This window comes from Streptomyces mabaensis (assembly GCF_053763515.1).
This window is the reverse complement of sequence record NZ_JBSOPZ010000039.1, coordinates 29,762-45,659: the sequence shown is the minus strand read 5'-3', so window position 1 is coordinate 45,659 and position 15,898 is coordinate 29,762. Positions and strand designations below refer to the sequence as shown.

The window sequence follows — 15,898 nt, the reverse complement described above, 5'->3', positions numbered from 1 at the left end:
CCCTACCGGGACAAAAAGCTCTTTTATTCGTCGATGGTTCGCTGGAGTTCCCCGTCAAGGAGTTGGGCGAGTTCGAGTGCCGAGGCGTAGTGCGCGCCCCATGCCTTGGCAAGGTGTTCGTCTACGGCGTCGGCAGCCAGCAGGTTCCGGAAGTCGTCCTGATGGCCAGCCAGCTCCTGCAGGGCCTGCCATGCTTGGTAGCGGTCGTTGACAGCACGCAGCTGGGTGGCCTGGTCTTCGAAACCGGCCACGAGGCGCTCGAGCGCTGCACGCTCCCGCTCAAGGGCCTGGTCGGAATCTTCGAAAGCAGCGGTTGGCAGCAGGCCCTGACGATCCTGCTTGCCCAGTTGCCGGCGGATGCCTTCCATCCGCGACCACTCGGCGGCGCGGCTCGCGAATGTCCAGAAGTCAGAGGCTAGTTCGCTGCGCATCCGCTCTGCGTGCGGCAGAAGTCCGGAGTACATCACGGGGTTGTTGATGATGCTGAATCTGGCGGCTTCCGCGCGTTGCGCCAGTAGCCAGGCGTTGTCGTTGAGGTCATCGCCGCTTACGTACCTGCAGTAGACCATGTGCCTGAGGCGCTCGCTGCGGAAGAACCGGCCGAGAAGCCCCTTGGGTGGTTCCGGCGGGCGCTCCCCGCCCCACCGAGGACGGCCGGCGAGGTACTTCAGGTCCTGCCGCACATCCTCCGGCAGCTCCGGGTCGACCGCCACGATGGCGGGCCTGTACCTGTGGGCGCTCATCGGTAGGCCTCTTCAGATGTAGGTGACGGGATTGCGGGAGAGGTGCGGGCTGCGGGTGGGGCCGCCGACACGCGGGTCACTGCGCAGGAGTTCGCCCTCCAGGGCGTAGCGATCACCGCACTTGGAGATCCCCGTGATCCTGGCGACCGCGAGGACCGTGCCCGCGGGGTTAATGATCTGCACCTCGTCCTGGGACAGGGCGCGATCGGCGTTGAACTTCCAGACGCCGCGGCCAGCCGCCCAAGCCGCGTCCTCGCTCATGCCAGGACGCCACCCGAGGGCCGTTCGCCCCAGGTGGTCATCCGGATCTGCGGCACGTTCGCGGCCGATCTTGATCTGAAGCACTCATCCCCCGTTGAGAGACCTTCGAACTTGTCGCGAAGTTACCAGCGGGCCTCAAACTTCACAACTAGTTAATGAGTTAGGGTTCGCCTGCTACCCGATCGCGGCTTCAGGTCGTTCGCTCCGAACCGGCCGTCGCAGGGGTGCCATTGCACCTCTTGAGCGCCGCTCCCGCCTCCCGGTTCAGGGAGTGTTCTCCGCGCGGATCATGCGGCGCAGGCTGTGCCGGGCGCTGGCCAGATCGTCCTGGACCTCGTTGGCCTGTTCGGACAGGCTTTTGATGCGGACCGATGCCTCGTCGCACTCACCCTGCAGACGCTGGTCGGGGACGGCGCGGGTGGCGTCAAGCCGGCAGACCGGCTGGCCGATCCGAAGGTCGCGGAGGCGCTGGCCTGGGCGGGTGTGCTGGTCGAGCGTCGCGGTTGGGAGTACGAGGCCCCACACAGGTCCGCCTCCACCAGATCTCCGTCAACCACCTTCTCGGCGACGCCGGCACGGCAATCGAGCACGAACCGCCACATTCAGCCCGCCGCCCTGCCCACCACCGAACGCCAAGCCCGCTACTGGATCGACATCGCCCGAGCCTTCGACCGATGGGGCAAGCCGGACCGGTGCTACCGGGCACTCCTGACCGCAGAGCACGCCGCACCCCAAGAAGTCCGCCACGCATCCCTACGAACGATTGCCGCTGACCTCATGCAGCACGATCGAACACTGCCAGGAGTACGCGCCTTCGCAAACCGCATCCAGGCCCTCGCCTGACGCCGGGCCGCTCGCGGCTGCGTCAGCGCAGACTGCCCGATACAGCCTTCATTCAGCTCGATCGGCCGAACCAGCGCCGCAGGCCTCGCCAACGGGCGGGCGGGCGGGGCAGCCTGCCGCAGGGGGATCGGCGGAGCAGGCGGCATCGGCGACTTCTTCGAGACGGTCACGCTGTCCGGGGCGCGGGTGTACGTCTTCGCGGCGATCGAGCACGCCACGAGACGGATCCGGATCCTGGGCGCCACCGCGCACCCGACCGCGTCCTGGGTGGCCCAAGCCGCGAAGAACCTCGTCATGGACCTGGAGGACGCCGGCTGCCGGGCCAGGTTCCTGATCCGCGACCGGGACGGGAAGTTCCCCGCCCTGTTCGATGCCGTCCTCACGGATGCGGAAATCGAGGTCGTCCTCAGCGGTGTCCGCATGCCGAGCATGAACGAGATCATGGAACGGTGGGTGCAGACCTGCAGGCGAGAGCTGCTGGACCGCACCTTGATCTGGGACCAGCGCCATCTCCTGCACGCCCTGCACGAGTTCGAACGGTTCTACAACGAGCATAGGCCGCACCAGGGCCTTGCGAACGCCCGTCTGCTCCACTCGCTGCCCGGTCCGATCGAGGACCCGGACCGGATCGCCCGTCTGGCAGATACGACGACGAGCGCGACTTGGCGGCACCCTCCACGAGTACCGACATGCGGCCTGAGCAGCATGGATGAGGTATTCGGCAAGCGCAGAGTGAACGTCCTGTGGGCCCTGATCCGCGAAGGACGGTGCTACCAGAACGGACTCCCCGCCGCCACTACCGCTTGACAATCTGATGAGGAGGTCAGGTCGCGGTCGTGCTCGGATGCTTCAGCTGCGCCACCTGCCCCGGCCACCAAAGGCCCTCCGGTCTGCGACATGATGATCACTCGTGCTGCTCCGCCTCGTCTGCCTCGCTGTTACGAACGCCTTCGCGGCCCTGCGGCTGCTGCCGGTGTCAGGTCGGGACAAACTGCGCCACCAGATCACCGTCCTGGAACGGCAACTGGGCGGCGGCAGGGCACCGTTCGCTCCCCTCGGGGAAGTGGATGCCGCGGTGCCGGAGGTCATGATGTTCCAGGCGTCGATGCGAAGGTAGATGGAGGTGGCGGGTGGGTCCGTTCCGTCAGGTGTGCGTGCCGAAGACTTCGATCTCGCAGCGGGCTGCCCCGCTGCGCTTGATGCGTGCGTCGGCGGTGACCAGGGGGACGCCGAGGGCTTCAGCCAGGGCGACATACTGGGCGTCGTAGGCGGACAGGTTGGCGCGGAGGCTTTTCAGGCGTGGCCACAGCGGCAGTACGTCGTGTCGCTCGATGGGGAACGCCCGGTAGTTGACCAGGGCGGTGTCTGCTTCCCGTTCGGTGATCTTCTGCCCGCGCAGCAGCCCGAGAAGCGCCGACAGGATTTCCCCGTCGAGTACGTACGGCGCATACAGGGTGTGCGCTGCGGCCACCCGCCGGGCGATGGATTCTCCTGTCTGTGTCTTCGCAACCAGGAGTTCGACCATGGCCGAGCAGTCGATGACGGTCAACGTCCGGCCCTTGCTTCGTCGATAGCAGCGAGGATGTCGGCGGTGCTGATGTCGGCGGTTGCCCCCCTGCGGGCTCGCTCTACGGCCTGGGCCACGGTGGGCTTCGCGGCCTCCCTCTCAATCAAACCGCGGAGGTATGCCTGCAGAGACTGGCCGGCCTGAGCGGCACGGATTTTCATGGTGCGCACGGCGTCTTCGGAGACATCCCGGATGGTGAGTGCAGTCATGACTGCATTCTAGCATCATTGAATGCGAAATGCAGTCGCCGTGCTGTCTCTGCCGATGACCCTGCCCGCGCAGGTCACGCGTCGACGAGCGGCGGTGGGAGGGGACCTGGCCGGTGCCGTCGACCGCGGCGATCGGCCGGGCCTGTCTGCGGCTGGGACCGGAACCTCTCAAGGCGCTGTTCGCGCGGGCGTGCCGGCCGATGGCCACCGAGGCGACCGTCGGGGCCTGGTACCGGCGCCGACGGCTGGTCGCGGTCGACGGCATCACCTTCGACCTGCCCAATCACCGACGCCAATGACGCCTTCTTCGGCCGTCCGGGCTCCTCACGCGGCCAGCGACGAGGCGCCATTCCCGCAGGCGAGGGTGGCCGCGCCGGTCGAGTGTGGCACTGCGGGTGCCGACAAATCATCCGCCCTGGTCAAGCGGCATGTTGGTACTCGTGGAGGGTTCCGCCGGCTCGATCTCGTCGGCGGATCTCCAGGCTCAGGCTCCGCCCTGGCTGGGTGATCTGTTCGGGCAGTGGACGGAGTGGAGCTGCTTGCTGAAGGGCCTGGTGTGGCCGATGCCCGTTGTAGAACGACTCGAACTCGCGGAGCGCATGCAGGAGATGGCTGTGGTTCCACACCAGCATGCGGTCCAGCAATTCCCGACGACAGGTCTGTATCCAGCGCTCCGTGATCGAGTTCATCCGCGGCATCTGATACCGCTGGTGACGACCTGCAGCCCCGCATCGGCCAGCACGGCGTCGAAGGCATCGGTGAACTTGGAGTCGCGGTCCCGTATGAGGAACCTGGCCTTGCTGCCCACGTCCTCCAAGTCCATGACGAGGTTGCGCGCGAGCTGCACCGCCCAGTCCGCGGTGGGATGTGCGGCGGCCCCCAAGGATCCGGATGCGCCTGGTTGCGTGCTCAATGAGGGCGAAGACGTACAGGCGCGCCCCAGTCAGGGCGCGGGTCTCGAAGAAGTCGCACGCGAGCAGCGCGTCCGCCTGGCTGCGCAGAAAATCGGCCCAGGTCGTGCTCGCGCGTTCCGGCGTGGGCGGGATGCCGTGCTCACGAAGGATCTCCCAGACGGTGGAGGCGGCGACCTTAATGCCCAAGGCAGCGAGTTCACCATGGATCCGGCGATACTCCCCAAGAGGCATTCTCCCGGGCCAGGCGCAGGACCAGGGCACGGACCGAGTGGACGATGGGCGGGCGTCCGCGCCTCTTCGGTGTGCAGGTCGCGGCATAGCGCCTCCCGATCAGGTCGCGATGCCAGCGCAAGATCGTGTCCGGACGTACCAGCAGCAGAAGGTGCCCCAGCTTCTCCCTCGGGAGGTGGTGGAGGAGGGCGGCGAGAACAACGAGGTCGGTGCCGGTGAATGCGGGCGTGCCAACCTGAGCTGCAAGATGAGCAGCTGGTGCCGCAGCGCCAGGATCTCAACGTCCTTCTCTCTCGGTTGCTCATCGGCAGCAAACGGAAGAGCGTGAAGGTATTGGTCACGGCGAGGTAAGCCAGGCGCAGCAGCACGACGAACGATGATGCCGCCGTCCAACCTCCATGTGAACGGCTCAGGTACGAGCCGCGGGAACCCCGGCTCCGGCCCAACCGCCCGTCAGACGTCTCTGATCGCCACGCGGTCGCCGCACAGCTTTGACCAGTCGTCGCGGTCGGAGGTCAGGACGAGCACGGGAGCTGGTGAACGCAGGGCCATCGCGGCGACGAGGGCGTCGATGGCGTACTTGTGGCCATGGAGGCCGCCGGTGTCCTGCAGCAGCCGCACCGCCGTCATGGAGTCGGCTTGGCTGACGTCCTCGACCTTGAGTCGGGAGAGCACCCAGTTCAGTCGCGCGGTGTCCGTCTTGCCGTGGACGGCTTCCACGATGGTCAGGACAGAGACCAGCACAGGAACGCCCTCCCGGCGTGCGGCCTCGATCTTGACGACCATCCGCCGGTCGTTATCCAGCAGCAGCGACAGAGCCTGCGAGTCCAAGACGATGGAACGGGCGGGCGGTTCCTTCACGCGGTACTCTGCCCGGCCGCGCCCGGCTCCTGTCCGTCACCGAACAGCTCACGGTGCGCAGACTGAACCTCCTGTTCGGTGAGGGAGCCGTGTTCAGCCTCGTGGGCGGCGACGATCTCGGCGAGCCCGTCCATGGCCAGCTGATGACGGACGGCCTCGGTGATGTAGGCGGATACCCCGCGCTTACCGGTCCGGGAGCGCAGCGCACCGACGAGGTCGGAGGGCATCGACACGGAGATGTTCTCCGTACTGCCGGGCCTGGAAGTCTTCACCCCCCCAGTGTACGACATGAATTATTACAGCAATCTGGGCGGGCCAGCTGCCCTCCTGGGCGGGGGCCGGCCATCAGGCGGCCGGCCGCCGCCCTGAACGCTGCCGGCAGCGACCCCGCCGCCGTCCGTCCCCGAGCGAGACGGCGGGCACTGGGGGCCAACACCCACCCGTTCCGCCACCGCACCTACCTGCGCCGCGCGCTCATCCTGCTGGCCATGTGGACGGTCGCCCACGTCACCGTGTACAGCGTCGCCGGCGGGCTGACCTCGCTGCTGACCACCCTCGGGTACCCCCGGGCCGAAGCCGGGATAATCCCCGCCGTCAGCACCGACGCGCAAGGGGTGACCTTTCGCCGGCTTACTGCTGCGCGTCGGCGTGGTGGCGGGTGAGGGCCTGCCAGCGTCGCTCGAAGTCGTCGGCGTTCTCGGTGATGTACTCGGTGGTGACTGGCTTGTTGTACTGGGCGGTGATTCCGCGGGCTGTGCATACGTGCGCAACGGCGTTCGCCGCAGGTTCCTCGCTGCGCATCCGATACTCGGCCCAGACGTTATAGACGCGGAACGGCAGAAAGTAACGGCGCAAGTTGGCCGGGCTGACCGGTTTCCCGCCGCGGCCGTGCATGCCCTTCGCTGCGAGATAGGCGGAGAGTTGCTCGGCCGTCGGTTCGTCACCGTGCTCCCTCTGGTACTCCATCCACGCCAGGTGGTAGCGGTCAACGGTGGTGAGGGCAACGCGCTCCCCCGTTGAGCCTTCCGGTCCTGGCGGCGAGTCGTCGATGGCAGCGTTCACCCGAGGGCTGCGCCTTTCCTTGGCGGCCTGTGCGCCCGCGCCGGCGAGCGCCGCCGCGGGATCGTCCTCCTGAGTGAGGGGCTCGTCAGCGGCCCGCTCGCCGGGATCGGCGGCGGCTTCCCCGGCGGGCGGTTCGGTGGTGCCGAACTCGCGCTCGTGGAAGCTTGTGACGAAGTCCGCCAGGTCGTCGCCCGTGATGGGCCGGCCGCCGTCTCCTGTGATCGTGTCCCGCTCGTAAACGTACGCCGCGAGGGCAGCGGCATCGGGATAGGCGCCGCGCTCCTGCTCGTAGGTGCGCCAGGCGCTGTAGAAGTAGTCGTACCACTGGTCGGCCGATTGGTCGGTCGACGGCGGTTCGTCGGACGCGACGGGCTCCTCAGCGCGCACCGCGTAGCGCTCCTGGAGAACCTGGAGGAGGGGCTGCACCTGGTCCTCGGAGAGCGGGTCGCCGGCTCCTGTAGTAATGCCGTACGCGTCGCGGAGCCAGAGGGCCCACTGCGTGCCGGTCGGTTCGACCTTGTACTGCGCGATGAACGCCTGGTAGACCTCAGCGAACCGTCTGGCGTCTTCCTCGACAGATCCTTCCGGCTCACGGGGCCGCTCGGGCGCCGCGCCTGGCACCGGTCGCGGCTCCGCGCTCTCCGACTCCGCCGTCTCCGGCTCCTGATCTGTCGTGGCCTCAAGCGCGGAGGCTTCGGGCTGGGCGGGGGCGCAGACCCGCTCCGCAGTGAAGAGGATCGGCGGCTCATCAATGCCGGCGGCGGCAAGACCGGCGGGCGCGGTCTCGGCGAGCGGAACGCCGTACCGGGCCAGCCGCAGGGGCATCAGCGCCTCAACGGGCGCTTTGCGCCGCCATGCGCGGCCGAAGCGGGAGCGGAGGCGGGCCTGGTAGACCAGACGCTCCTGTTCGAGCTTGATGACCTGCTCGTAGGAGCGGAGCTCCCACAGCTTCATCCGGCGCCAGAGGAGGAAGGTGGGGAACGGCGAGAGGACCCATCGGGTGAGGCGGACGCCCTCCATGTGCCGGTCGGCGGTGATGTCGGCGATCCGGCCGATCGCGTGGCGGGCCGCCTCGATGGCGACCACGAACAGGACCGGGATGACAGCGTGCATGCCTACACCGAGCGGGTCCGGCCAGGCCGCCGCGCCGTTGAAGGCGATCGTCGCGGCTGTCAGCAGCCAAGCTGTTTGACGCAGAAGCGGGAAGGGGATTCGGATCCAGGTCAGCAGCAGATCCAGAGCCAGCAGGACGCAGATGCCCGCATCGATGCCGATCGGGAAGACGTACGAGAAGTTCCCGAAGCCCTTCTGGAGGGCGAGCTTACGGACGGCCGCGTACGACCCCGCGAAGCCGATAGCGGCGATGATCACAACGCCGGTCACGATGAGGCCGATCAGGACCCGATGCGCTCGAGTCAGCTGGGGTATCGCACCATTCCCCGCAGCCACGTCCCACTCCCCCATCTGAGCCTCACAACTGAGCAACTCTCACACTCCCACGATGCGCCAGAGGTTGCGACGCTCCGAGCGCCGCCCGTCGCGGATCTTCGATGCGGCCGGGAGCGGCGGAACGATTGGTGAACGTGGCGAGGCCCCGCCGTGCGGGGGCGGCGGGGTCTCGCGCGGTGCGCAAGAGGGAGGCGCACCGCAAGGCCCGGCAGGTGGGTGCCGAGGCCTGGACAGTACGCGCCACCCTGGCCGGAAAGAAACCCTCGTGCAGAGATCGGTCGGCACCCTGCAGAGACGGCCTGTCGTGGCGCAGCAGGTGTGGCCAGCGGGCTCAGCCTCCATCCGCTCGCCGATGCATCGGGAGGGGGACGGTGAAGTCCCGGCGCTGTTCGCTCGCCCCGCCTGTACGTGAGTTTCCGCTCGCAGATACTGCGCAGATGACGGTTGGCGTCTGTGTCGTGTGAGCTGGGCGGCCGGCGATGCGCCCGTGTTGCTCGAGCGTTGTTGGTGCCCCGGGAGGGGGACAGCTGCGCAACAGCAACTACCGTCGCGTCTGGGTGAGTAGCATCCCGCATCAACACCAGGTACGAGGAGAGTGAGCTGTCGTGTCCAAGGAGCCGGGAATCGCCAACATCCAGGATCGGTATGCGGAGAACATTGCAGCCGACCTGGAGAGCAACGCGAAGGAGCAGGAGAGCATCCGCTCGCAGATGGCGAGCTGGCAGTCCCGCCTTGACCGGCTTGAGGAGGAACGTGCTTGGCTGGCCGGCATGCTGGGCAAGCTGGCCGAGGGATCTACCGCACTGGAGCAGCTGGCCGAGTCTCGCAACAGCGCAGCCGGTGAAGCAGAGGCCGCCGCGCCCAAGGCCGTTCCGCAGCAGCGGCAAGCGGGGAAGGCCACCAGCGAGTCGGGGGGTAGCCGGAGGAATACGGCGCAGACCAAGCCCCGGGGCGCGGCGAAGACTGCCAAGACCGCTAGGACCACCAAGCCTGTCGAGAAGGCGCAGGCGGGTGCGAAGAAGGATGAGCCCACTCTGCGTGAGCTCATCTTGGAGGTGCTCACCCAGCACTACGAGCCGCGTATGGCGCGGGAAGTGGCGGCTGAAGTGAAGCAGACTCACCCCGGGCGCAATCCGAGCGACCAGGTGGTGCGCAACGGGCTGAACTCGCTGATCGCGAAGGGTGCCGTGGAGCGCGAGGAGAAGCAGAACTCGGTGTTCTACACGGCGGTCAAGAAGGAGGACGGGTCCAAGGCATTGCCGGAGCCGGAGCCGGAGCCGGTGGAAGCCTGACGGCTTTGCAGCGGGTTGGTGCGGACGTTGGGGTGTCCTGCGCCACGATGTGGCGCCGAACCGGGTGTCGTCATTGGGCGGCACTCACGGCCGATGGCATGGTGCGCAGGGCGGGCCATCCAACGAGGAGCCCTTTTGCGGCCACTGCCCACCGATCAGCCGCACGTGAGATGCGGGCCAGGCAGCCAGGGGTGCGCGAGAGCCGTTTCTCAGCTCCCCGTGACGGTGGCACTGGCCACGGCGCCGCACGAGAGCCGGGTGCCCGCCCTTCGTCACCTCGACCTCTCGTGAGGGTCCAGCCGAGCCCCTTGGCCAGGTCAACACCGGTCCATGCGGACTGCGGCCGAGCAGAGATGCCCGCCCCCGGTCGAACGGGGACGGGCACCAGAGACCTCGTTCAGGCCGGGGTGATGTTCTCGGCCTGGGGGCCTTTCTGTCCCTGGGTGACGTCGAACGTCACCTTCTGGCCCTCCTGGAGCTCACGGAATCCCGAGCTGGCGATGTTGGAGTAGTGGGCGAAAACGTCCGGGCCTCCACCGTCCTGCTCGATGAAGCCGAAGCCCTTTTCGGAGTTGAACCACTTGACGGTTCCGCTGGCCATGCTCGTGCCTCTCAGTCGATGTCGGATCCGCACCACGCGGACCCGGAAGTGATCGTCCTGGTCCTGCACTGCACAGCAAAGCGCCCACGCCTCAGCGTGGGCAGGTACTGCGAACCACGACATCTGCCAGTGACGCTACACGGCGGAACTGCTCGTCACCAGAGAGCAACGATCGCTTTTGGGCGGTTCGGGTTGAGGGACCGTGATCATGCCGCGAGTCCGAGGGCGTTGCCACCTCTCGCCGTTCCGTTCGTCTCGGCGGTCCGACAGCATCGGCCGAGCTCTCCACCGTCCACCGCCTCGAGGACGTGCACGTGCGCGGCCTGCTCACACTCCTTGCCGGTGACGAGCGACTACGGCTCTTCGTCGAGCGCGAACTCGAACTGCTGCAGCGGCACGACAGCGGCTCGACGCTGAACCTCACCGACGCGGTGCGGGCCCTCCTGTGGAACCCGTCCAGCAAGACCGACGCCGCCGCCGGCCTGCATCTGTCCCGGGCAGCCTTTTACTCACGACTGGAGCGGGCCCAGCAGGTCCTCGGTGTGGACCTCGATGACCCGGACATCCGGCTGTCGCTTCACTTAGCGCTGCTCGCACGCGACCTCACCCATGCGGCCAGCTGACGCCCACGGGGTTACTTGTCGGTTCGCCAACGCGCCTGCCGAAGCTCGACGATTCGTCGAAGCCCGACCAGGCGAACGGCCGCGCGTCCTTGTCCCGGTCGCTCATCGGGAGCAGGCGCAGCAGGGCGAACGCGTTCGCCCTGCCCAGGTAAGCCAGTCGCAGCAGCATGGTCGATCATCATGCCGTGGTGATCGACAGCCACGCGAGGGCACTGGCTCAAGCGACCGCCGTGGACATCCCCTGCACCGTGCACACCGGCTTCCACCAGCGCGGATGAGTTTTCGGCAAGGGCAGGTTCGAGGTCGAGGTCGGCCAAGTGGGTGTGCCGGGTCGCGCCGAGGGACGTCCCCTCCAGTGGGCGTCCATGCGGTGGAGGTTGATCGCGGTGGCGCTGAAGACGTGGGCCAGGCCGGTCTTGGCTTGGCCTCGGTAGCGGCTGCGGCGGATGCCGGTGTACAGCAGCGCGGCGAGGAAGACGCGGCCACTCGGGCTGAACCACGCCTTCTTCCTGCCCAGTTGGCGCTCCAGCACCGAGAGTTCATGGCGCAGAGCCAGGATCTCCGCGTCCTTGTCCCGGTCGCCCATCGGCAACAGCCGCAGCGCGGCAAGCGTTGGTAACGGCGTTATTTCGGCACCCGCAACGCCGACACCGACCGCTGGAGCACAGGAAATGTAACCAGAATCCCGGAAAATGTAACCGTCCTCTGGTTACATTTACCCCATGGCTACGGACCTGAGTGAAATGATCGCGGAGCTGCGCTCGGCGGGAGGCGACAGTGCCGACATCGAGGTGAAGTCGGCCGCTGGGGGGCTGCCCCAGTCGCTGACCTCGACGCTCAGCGCGCTGGCGAACCTGCCGGGTGGCGGCACCATCATCCTGGGACTCGACGAGCGGACCGGATTCCGGCCGGTTCCCCTGGCCGACCCGCAGGGGCTGAAGCAGGGCCTCGCGCTCAAGGCCCGCTCGTTCACGCCTCCGGTCCGCCTCACCATCAGCGACGGGCTCGTCGACGGCTGCCCCGTCGTGGTGGCCGCGGTCCACGAGTGCGACCGTTCGGCGAAGCCGTGCAGGGTCACCGCCTCGGGCACTTCCTATCTGCGTGGATACGACGGCGACTTCGAACTGTCGGCCCTCGAGGAGCAGGCCTTCCTCGCCGCACGCCACCCGCCGCTCTTCGACCGGGCACCAGTCGCCGACGCCACCCGGGCGGATCTCGACGAGGAGCTCCTCACCGAGTTCCTTCGGTCGGTCCGGGAGCGCGACCCCCGCGGTCTGGGGCGCTTCACCGATGACGCCGAGCTGCTGCGCCGCGCCGGTGTCACCACCGTCGAGGACACTCCCACCGTCGCCGGCTTGCTGGCCCTCGGCAGCCACCCTCAGCAGTGGTTCCCCCGATTCGTGATCCAGGCATCAGCGGAGCCGCTGCCGGAGGATCCCGTGGGCTCCCGCGCGCGCAACCAGACGACGATCACAGGGCCAATTCCTCGGATGCTCGACGAGGCCCTGGCCTGGGCCCGGCGCACCTTCGACACCACGATCGTGTCCGAACCCGACGGAACCGTCCACGACCGGCCCACCTACCCCTACATCGCCTTCCGGGAGCTGATCGCTAACGCCCTGGTACACCGCGACCTCGACCACTGGTCCGCCGGCCTGGCGATCGAGGTCAGGCTCCGCCGCGACCGACTGGTCGTCTCCAACCCCGGCGGACTGTACGGGATCACCGTGGAACGTCTCGGCCGGGACGCCGTGACCTCGGCACGCAACGCCAGGCTCGTCGCGATCTGCCAGCATGTCCGCTCCCCCGAAACGGGAGCACGGGTCATCGAAGCCCTGGCCACGGGAATCCCGATCGTCACAGCCTCGCTCGCCGAAGCCGGGATCCCTCCTGCCCACTACGTGGACGCGGGCATCCGCTTCACGGTGGTACTGCAGCGCGCAGCGGCAGCCGCGACGCAACCCGAGCTGAACGAAACCGCACTGCGCGTCTACGACGCACTCGCGGCAGGGCCCCAGAGCGCAGCCGAGCTGCAGAAGTCACTGGATCTGTCCGCCCCCAATGTCCGCAAGATCCTCCGCGACCTGCGCAGCCGAGGCCTGGTAGAGCAACTCGGAGGCAGAGGACGGCCGACCACCTACCGGCGCCCGGCGGAATAGCCCATCCCACCAGAGCGAGGGCCGCTGCAACTACTTCCAGTACGGGGTGTGCACGAGCGACGCCCACCTGGCTCCACCGAATCCGCGTCAACTCACCTCGACGACGGCGTCAGAGAGCTGCGATTCCGTCTCAGCCACGACCGCGACTCGGTACGCATCTCGTACTACCTCGCTCCCGGCCACCGGATCGTCCTACTCACCATTCTTCCCGGCCCGGCGCTTGCCGGAAATGTCATCCGTCGAGGTCAGGCTGCGTGTTGGTACTCGTTGAGGATGCCGCCCAGGCGCTCGCGTCTTCGTATGTCGAGGCGGGCGATCTGCCTTGGATCGGCGATAGGCTCGGGCAAGAGGCGCAGCAGGCGGGTGTGCGCGAGGCCCTGGTGAGGCCGATGCGCGTGGAGAACCGTTCGAACTCCCACAGGGCGTGCAGCAGGTGGCGCCGGTTCCAGATCAAGGTGCGGTCCAGCAGCTCGCGCCGACAGGTCCGCACCCACCTCTCCCTGATCGCGTTCATTCGCGGGACCCGGACACCGCTGAGCACGACCTCGAGTGGGTTTTCGCCCGCGACCTGCTGGCCGAGGGCCTACACCGCCCGCCGGTACCGGCGACATCCGCGTCTGGCCGGCACGGGACCGCGGACGGGGAGTGCTGTGTATCGCCCTCAGCACCCCCGAAGGACAGGCCCTGCTCGAGGCCCCGGCACACGCCGTGGAGTCGTTCCTGAAGCGGACCCACGCAGCGGCGCCGCCCGGCACCGAGCACCGTCACTACGACCAGGAAACGGAGCTGTTGCACCTGCTCGCGGAGAGCTGAGCCCCCACTCCTCGGGGGTGCAGCCACCTGAGCCTCGACAGCCGGAGCAACGCAGGCCGAACGACAGGAAGACCGGATCACGCACCGGTGCGGTGCGGGAAAGGAAGTCGAGATGCCGCTGATCAACTATTCCGTACTTCGTGACCTGCTCGACGAGTTCGACACGCTCACACCGCTGCTCAGCAGGGAACCGGACGCCCGGCGGCAACTGGAGGACGTGCAATACATCGTCTGCGTCTACACCGGCCTGCGCGATCCCCAGCAGGCGGTGTCCCAGGCACGCGACCTGCTCAGCCGAGCGGAGGTCGGACGAAGATGAGGCCCGGGCAGGCAGGGGACTGTCAAACAAACGGCCCTGTCTCACATTCGGTGGTGACGGAGAGTCGTGAGGGTCGTTGACATTCGCGTGAGGGATGTCAACGAGCTTGTGCAGACGGTGTTTTCGGGGCTGTCCCCGCTGGTCATCGAGGACGTGATCGACGAGGGTGAGCGGATCGTGGTGCGGGCACGGACTCCGCAGGACATCGCGGTCTGCCCGGTGTGCGGGGCGTCGTCAGGACGCATGCACGGCTATCACCTACGGACGGTGGCCGACGTGCCGGTCGACGGGCGCCGGGTGGTGGTCCGTGTGCGGGTGCGGCGCCTGGTGTGTCCCACGCTCGGCTGCCGCCACACCTTCCGCGAACAGGTGCCAGGAGTCCGTTACCCGCGACGAACCGCCCGTCTGACCAGGCAAGTCAAGGCCGTGGTCAAGGAGTTAGCAGGCCGGGCGGGCGCACGTTTGCTGGGACTTCGCCCTGCGTCGGCGTCACCGCTATGCCACCGTGGTGATCGACGCCGAGACCCATGAGCGGATCGACGTGCTGCCCGACCGCACGGCCGACACGCCTTCAGGCGTGGCTGCGTGCCCATCCGAAAGTCGGGAAGAGCACGGGCGGGAGCGGCGAGGGCTCCGGGAGCGTCAGCACCCCCGCCAAGGCCCTGCTGAAGTTCTCCACGCCGCGCGACCCGGCCGCCCTCGCCGCGTTCATCAACCTGCGGGTTCTCAACCCGGGCACTGGCGGCGCGGCGTGGAGGCCGCCGTCATCTACGCCCGCGAACACGGCGACCTCCGCGTCCCGTTCACGTTCCGCGTCCCGGCCGGGAAGGAAGCAGAGGCGGAAGTGTGGCCGGCCTCGCTCGCCGGGTTCCCACTGGGACAGTGGACCGCCGACGCCCGGCGCTTCTACGCCCGCGGGGACATGGACGAGGACCGCGTCGCCCAGCTGGAGAAGCTCGGCATGATCTGGAGCCACTTCGACGTTGCCTGGGAGGAAGGGCTGACCGCAGCACGCGACTGGGCCGCCGAACACGGCCACCTCCTGGCCCCACTGGACGCCACCTTCCAGGGAGCGGCGGTAGGCATCTGGCTGAAGAATGCGCGGGCCGCCGCCCGGAAGGCTGCCGAGATCGAACAGCGGCGTGCCGAGGGCCTGCCGGTGGAATCGTCGGCCGGGGCGCTGTCGCAGGAGCGGCGCGAGCAGCTGGAGGACATCGACCCCTCCTGGTGCCCAAGCTGGCCGGTCACCTGGCAGCGGTGCTCCCACCTGGTACGGCTGCACCTGGACGAGGGCGGGACGCTCCCCACCACGGCAGGCGAGGTCGTGCGCCCGGGCGAGGATCTGGGGCGATGGGTGAATTCCGTGAGGATCGGGTGGGACCAGCTCACGTCCGTGCAGCAGTGGATGTGCGAACACGTCCTCGGGATCGAACCCGCGACCGAGGAAGAGAAGCCGAAGCCGCGCACGAGCCAGGCAGAGAAGTGGGCGATGCACCTCGCCGCCGCGGCCCAGTTCTTCGAGCGCGAGGGGCACCTTCGAGTGCCGCGCAAGCACGTCGAGCGGATCGTCGCCGGCGGTGGGGCCGGCGGCCGCGACGGCGAGGACCAGGAGCAGCGGGACGTACCGCTGAAGCTCGGAGCGTGGATCGGCAACCAGCGGAGCAGGGCCGCGACACTGACGCCCGACGGATCGAGCAGCTCTCCGCCATCGGCATGCGCTGGACGTAAAGGCGGGGCCCCAGGGGGTGAAAGGAAGCGTGCCTAATGAGCGCGAGACGTTAGCGGTCGCCTCCGCTCATAGTGCCGCTGCGTTCTCCCAGCGACCGGCGGTGAACCGCCCCGGCGTGGGCGCCGGTCGGGGCGGATGGGCGGTCGGCTCGCCCTGCCAGCAGCTTACCGGCCGCAGTTGGGCGGGCGGGTGAACGGCCGCGGTGATGCGGGACGACCGGCC

General features: G+C 68.0%; 19 protein-coding genes and 3 pseudogenes. 11 read left to right on the top strand and 11 right to left on the bottom strand.

What is annotated here, in order from left to right:
- Positions 1-23: 23 nt before the first annotated feature.
- Positions 24-713: a hypothetical protein gene (locus tag ACWV17_RS28430; RefSeq protein WP_455361911.1), complete on the bottom strand. Its 690-nt coding sequence runs from the start codon at positions 711-713 to the stop codon at positions 24-26.
- Positions 714-755: 42 nt separating this feature from the next.
- Positions 756-1,004 (bottom strand): hypothetical protein, encoded by a 249-nt coding sequence (locus ACWV17_RS28425; RefSeq protein WP_455361910.1) that lies wholly within the window; start codon positions 1,002-1,004, stop codon positions 756-758.
- Positions 1,005-1,307: 303 nt separating this feature from the next.
- Here ACWV17_RS28425 and ACWV17_RS28420 point away from each other — a divergent pair, with 303 nt between their 5' ends.
- The 3 genes from ACWV17_RS28420 (at position 1,308) to ACWV17_RS28410 (ending at position 2,964) form a co-directional block, all read left to right on the top strand.
- A complete protein-coding gene (locus ACWV17_RS28420) occupies positions 1,308-1,847 on the top strand; it encodes a hypothetical protein (RefSeq protein ID WP_455361909.1) in 540 nt (179 codons plus the stop codon).
- Between the two features lie 186 nt (positions 1,848-2,033).
- Positions 2,034-2,654: an integrase core domain-containing protein gene (locus ACWV17_RS28415; RefSeq protein ID WP_455361908.1), complete on the top strand. Its 621-nt coding sequence runs from the start codon at positions 2,034-2,036 to the stop codon at positions 2,652-2,654.
- A 103-nt stretch (positions 2,655-2,757) separates the two neighbouring features.
- Positions 2,758-2,964: a hypothetical protein gene (locus tag ACWV17_RS28410; protein WP_455361907.1), complete on the top strand. Its 207-nt coding sequence runs from the start codon at positions 2,758-2,760 to the stop codon at positions 2,962-2,964.
- 27 nt (positions 2,965-2,991) lie between these two features.
- Here ACWV17_RS28410 and ACWV17_RS28405 read toward each other — a convergent pair whose 3' ends face one another.
- Complete coding sequence (locus ACWV17_RS28405) at positions 2,992-3,396, bottom strand: type II toxin-antitoxin system VapC family toxin (RefSeq protein WP_455361906.1); 405 nt, start codon at positions 3,394-3,396, stop codon at positions 2,992-2,994.
- Positions 3,393-3,623: a FitA-like ribbon-helix-helix domain-containing protein gene (locus tag ACWV17_RS28400; protein WP_455357563.1), complete on the bottom strand. Its 231-nt coding sequence runs from the start codon at positions 3,621-3,623 to the stop codon at positions 3,393-3,395. Before ACWV17_RS28400 ends, ACWV17_RS28405 begins: the two co-directional genes overlap by 4 nt.
- 113 nt (positions 3,624-3,736) lie before the next feature.
- Here ACWV17_RS28400 and ACWV17_RS28395 point away from each other — a divergent pair, with 113 nt between their 5' ends.
- The gene (locus ACWV17_RS28395) at positions 3,737-3,922 is read left to right on the top strand and encodes a hypothetical protein (RefSeq protein ID WP_455361905.1); all 186 of its coding nucleotides are present in this window, start codon (positions 3,737-3,739) and stop codon (positions 3,920-3,922) included.
- A gap of 120 nt (positions 3,923-4,042) precedes the next feature.
- On the opposite strand, the pseudogene ACWV17_RS28390 reads toward ACWV17_RS28395, so the two are convergent.
- The 4 genes and pseudogenes from ACWV17_RS28390 to ACWV17_RS28375 all read right to left on the bottom strand — a co-directional run bounded on the left by ACWV17_RS28390 (position 4,043) and on the right by ACWV17_RS28375 (position 8,155).
- Positions 4,043-5,136, bottom strand: a pseudogene (locus ACWV17_RS28390) (integrase core domain-containing protein).
- Positions 5,137-5,221: 85 nt separating this feature from the next.
- A complete protein-coding gene (locus tag ACWV17_RS28385; protein WP_455361904.1) occupies positions 5,222-5,629 on the bottom strand; it encodes a type II toxin-antitoxin system VapC family toxin in 408 nt (135 codons plus the stop codon).
- On the bottom strand, positions 5,626-5,901 hold the full coding sequence (locus tag ACWV17_RS28380) for a hypothetical protein (protein ID WP_455361903.1): 276 nt from the start codon (positions 5,899-5,901) through the stop codon (positions 5,626-5,628). Before ACWV17_RS28380 ends, ACWV17_RS28385 begins: the two co-directional genes overlap by 4 nt.
- 358 nt (positions 5,902-6,259) lie before the next feature.
- Complete coding sequence (locus tag ACWV17_RS28375; RefSeq protein WP_455361902.1) at positions 6,260-8,155, bottom strand: DUF2637 domain-containing protein; 1,896 nt, start codon at positions 8,153-8,155, stop codon at positions 6,260-6,262.
- 590 nt (positions 8,156-8,745) lie between these two features.
- Between ACWV17_RS28375 and ACWV17_RS28370 the strand changes: the two genes are divergently transcribed.
- Positions 8,746-9,432, top strand: coding sequence for a hypothetical protein (locus tag ACWV17_RS28370; protein WP_455356702.1), 687 nt, complete (start codon positions 8,746-8,748; stop codon positions 9,430-9,432).
- A gap of 397 nt (positions 9,433-9,829) precedes the next feature.
- On the opposite strand, the gene ACWV17_RS28365 is transcribed toward ACWV17_RS28370, so the two are convergent.
- Positions 9,830-10,033, bottom strand: coding sequence for a cold-shock protein (locus tag ACWV17_RS28365; RefSeq protein ID WP_242331983.1), 204 nt, complete (start codon positions 10,031-10,033; stop codon positions 9,830-9,832).
- A 314-nt stretch (positions 10,034-10,347) separates the two neighbouring features.
- On the opposite strand from ACWV17_RS28365, the gene ACWV17_RS28360 reads away from it, so the two are divergent.
- Positions 10,348-10,656 carry a helix-turn-helix domain-containing protein gene (locus ACWV17_RS28360; protein WP_455356701.1) on the top strand — a complete coding sequence of 103 codons (309 nt, stop codon included), beginning with the start codon at positions 10,348-10,350 and terminating at the stop codon, positions 10,654-10,656.
- On the opposite strand, the gene ACWV17_RS28355 is transcribed toward ACWV17_RS28360, so the two are convergent.
- On the bottom strand, positions 10,637-10,825 hold the full coding sequence (locus ACWV17_RS28355; protein ID WP_455361901.1) for a hypothetical protein: 189 nt from the start codon (positions 10,823-10,825) through the stop codon (positions 10,637-10,639). The two genes, ACWV17_RS28360 and ACWV17_RS28355, sit on opposite strands and share 20 nt — an antisense overlap.
- Before the next feature lie 48 nt (positions 10,826-10,873).
- Positions 10,874-11,242 carry a hypothetical protein gene (locus ACWV17_RS28350; protein WP_455356700.1) on the bottom strand — a complete coding sequence of 123 codons (369 nt, stop codon included), beginning with the start codon at positions 11,240-11,242 and terminating at the stop codon, positions 10,874-10,876.
- Positions 11,243-11,378: 136 nt separating this feature from the next.
- Between ACWV17_RS28350 and ACWV17_RS28345 the strand changes: the two genes are divergently transcribed.
- The 5 genes and pseudogenes from ACWV17_RS28345 to ACWV17_RS28325 all read left to right on the top strand — a co-directional run bounded on the left by ACWV17_RS28345 (position 11,379) and on the right by ACWV17_RS28325 (position 15,712).
- The gene (locus tag ACWV17_RS28345) at positions 11,379-12,815 is read left to right on the top strand and encodes an ATP-binding protein (protein ID WP_455356699.1); all 1,437 of its coding nucleotides are present in this window, start codon (positions 11,379-11,381) and stop codon (positions 12,813-12,815) included.
- A 532-nt stretch (positions 12,816-13,347) separates the two neighbouring features.
- Positions 13,348-13,628: pseudogene (locus ACWV17_RS28340) on the top strand (SsgA family sporulation/cell division regulator); the annotation flags it as partial.
- A 112-nt stretch (positions 13,629-13,740) separates the two neighbouring features.
- Positions 13,741-13,947, top strand: a complete 207-nt coding sequence (locus ACWV17_RS28335; protein ID WP_455356698.1) for a DUF5133 domain-containing protein — start codon at positions 13,741-13,743, stop codon at positions 13,945-13,947.
- An 81-nt stretch (positions 13,948-14,028) separates the two neighbouring features.
- Positions 14,029-14,549, top strand: a pseudogene (locus ACWV17_RS28330) (transposase family protein); the annotation flags it as partial.
- Positions 14,550-14,698: 149 nt separating this feature from the next.
- Positions 14,699-15,712: a helicase associated domain-containing protein gene (locus ACWV17_RS28325; protein ID WP_455361900.1), complete on the top strand. Its 1,014-nt coding sequence runs from the start codon at positions 14,699-14,701 to the stop codon at positions 15,710-15,712.
- Positions 15,713-15,898 lie beyond the last annotated feature (186 nt).

Coding starts and splice junctions, on each gene's coding strand:
- ACWV17_RS28425 (WP_455361910.1), bottom strand. CDS start 1,004: ATGAGCGAGGACGCGGCTTGGGCGGCTGGCCGCGGCGTCTGGAAGTTC.
- ACWV17_RS28400 (WP_455357563.1), bottom strand. CDS start 3,623: ATGACTGCACTCACCATCCGGGATGTCTCCGAAGACGCCGTGCGCACC.
- ACWV17_RS28375 (WP_455361902.1), bottom strand. CDS start 8,155: ATGGGGGAGTGGGACGTGGCTGCGGGGAATGGTGCGATACCCCAGCTG.
- ACWV17_RS28365 (WP_242331983.1), bottom strand. CDS start 10,033: ATGGCCAGCGGAACCGTCAAGTGGTTCAACTCCGAAAAGGGCTTCGGC.
- ACWV17_RS28355 (WP_455361901.1), bottom strand. CDS start 10,825: ATGCTGCTGCGACTGGCTTACCTGGGCAGGGCGAACGCGTTCGCCCTG.
- ACWV17_RS28350 (WP_455356700.1), bottom strand. CDS start 11,242: ATGGGCGACCGGGACAAGGACGCGGAGATCCTGGCTCTGCGCCATGAA.
- ACWV17_RS28345 (WP_455356699.1), top strand. CDS start 11,379: ATGGCTACGGACCTGAGTGAAATGATCGCGGAGCTGCGCTCGGCGGGA.
- ACWV17_RS28335 (WP_455356698.1), top strand. CDS start 13,741: ATGCCGCTGATCAACTATTCCGTACTTCGTGACCTGCTCGACGAGTTC.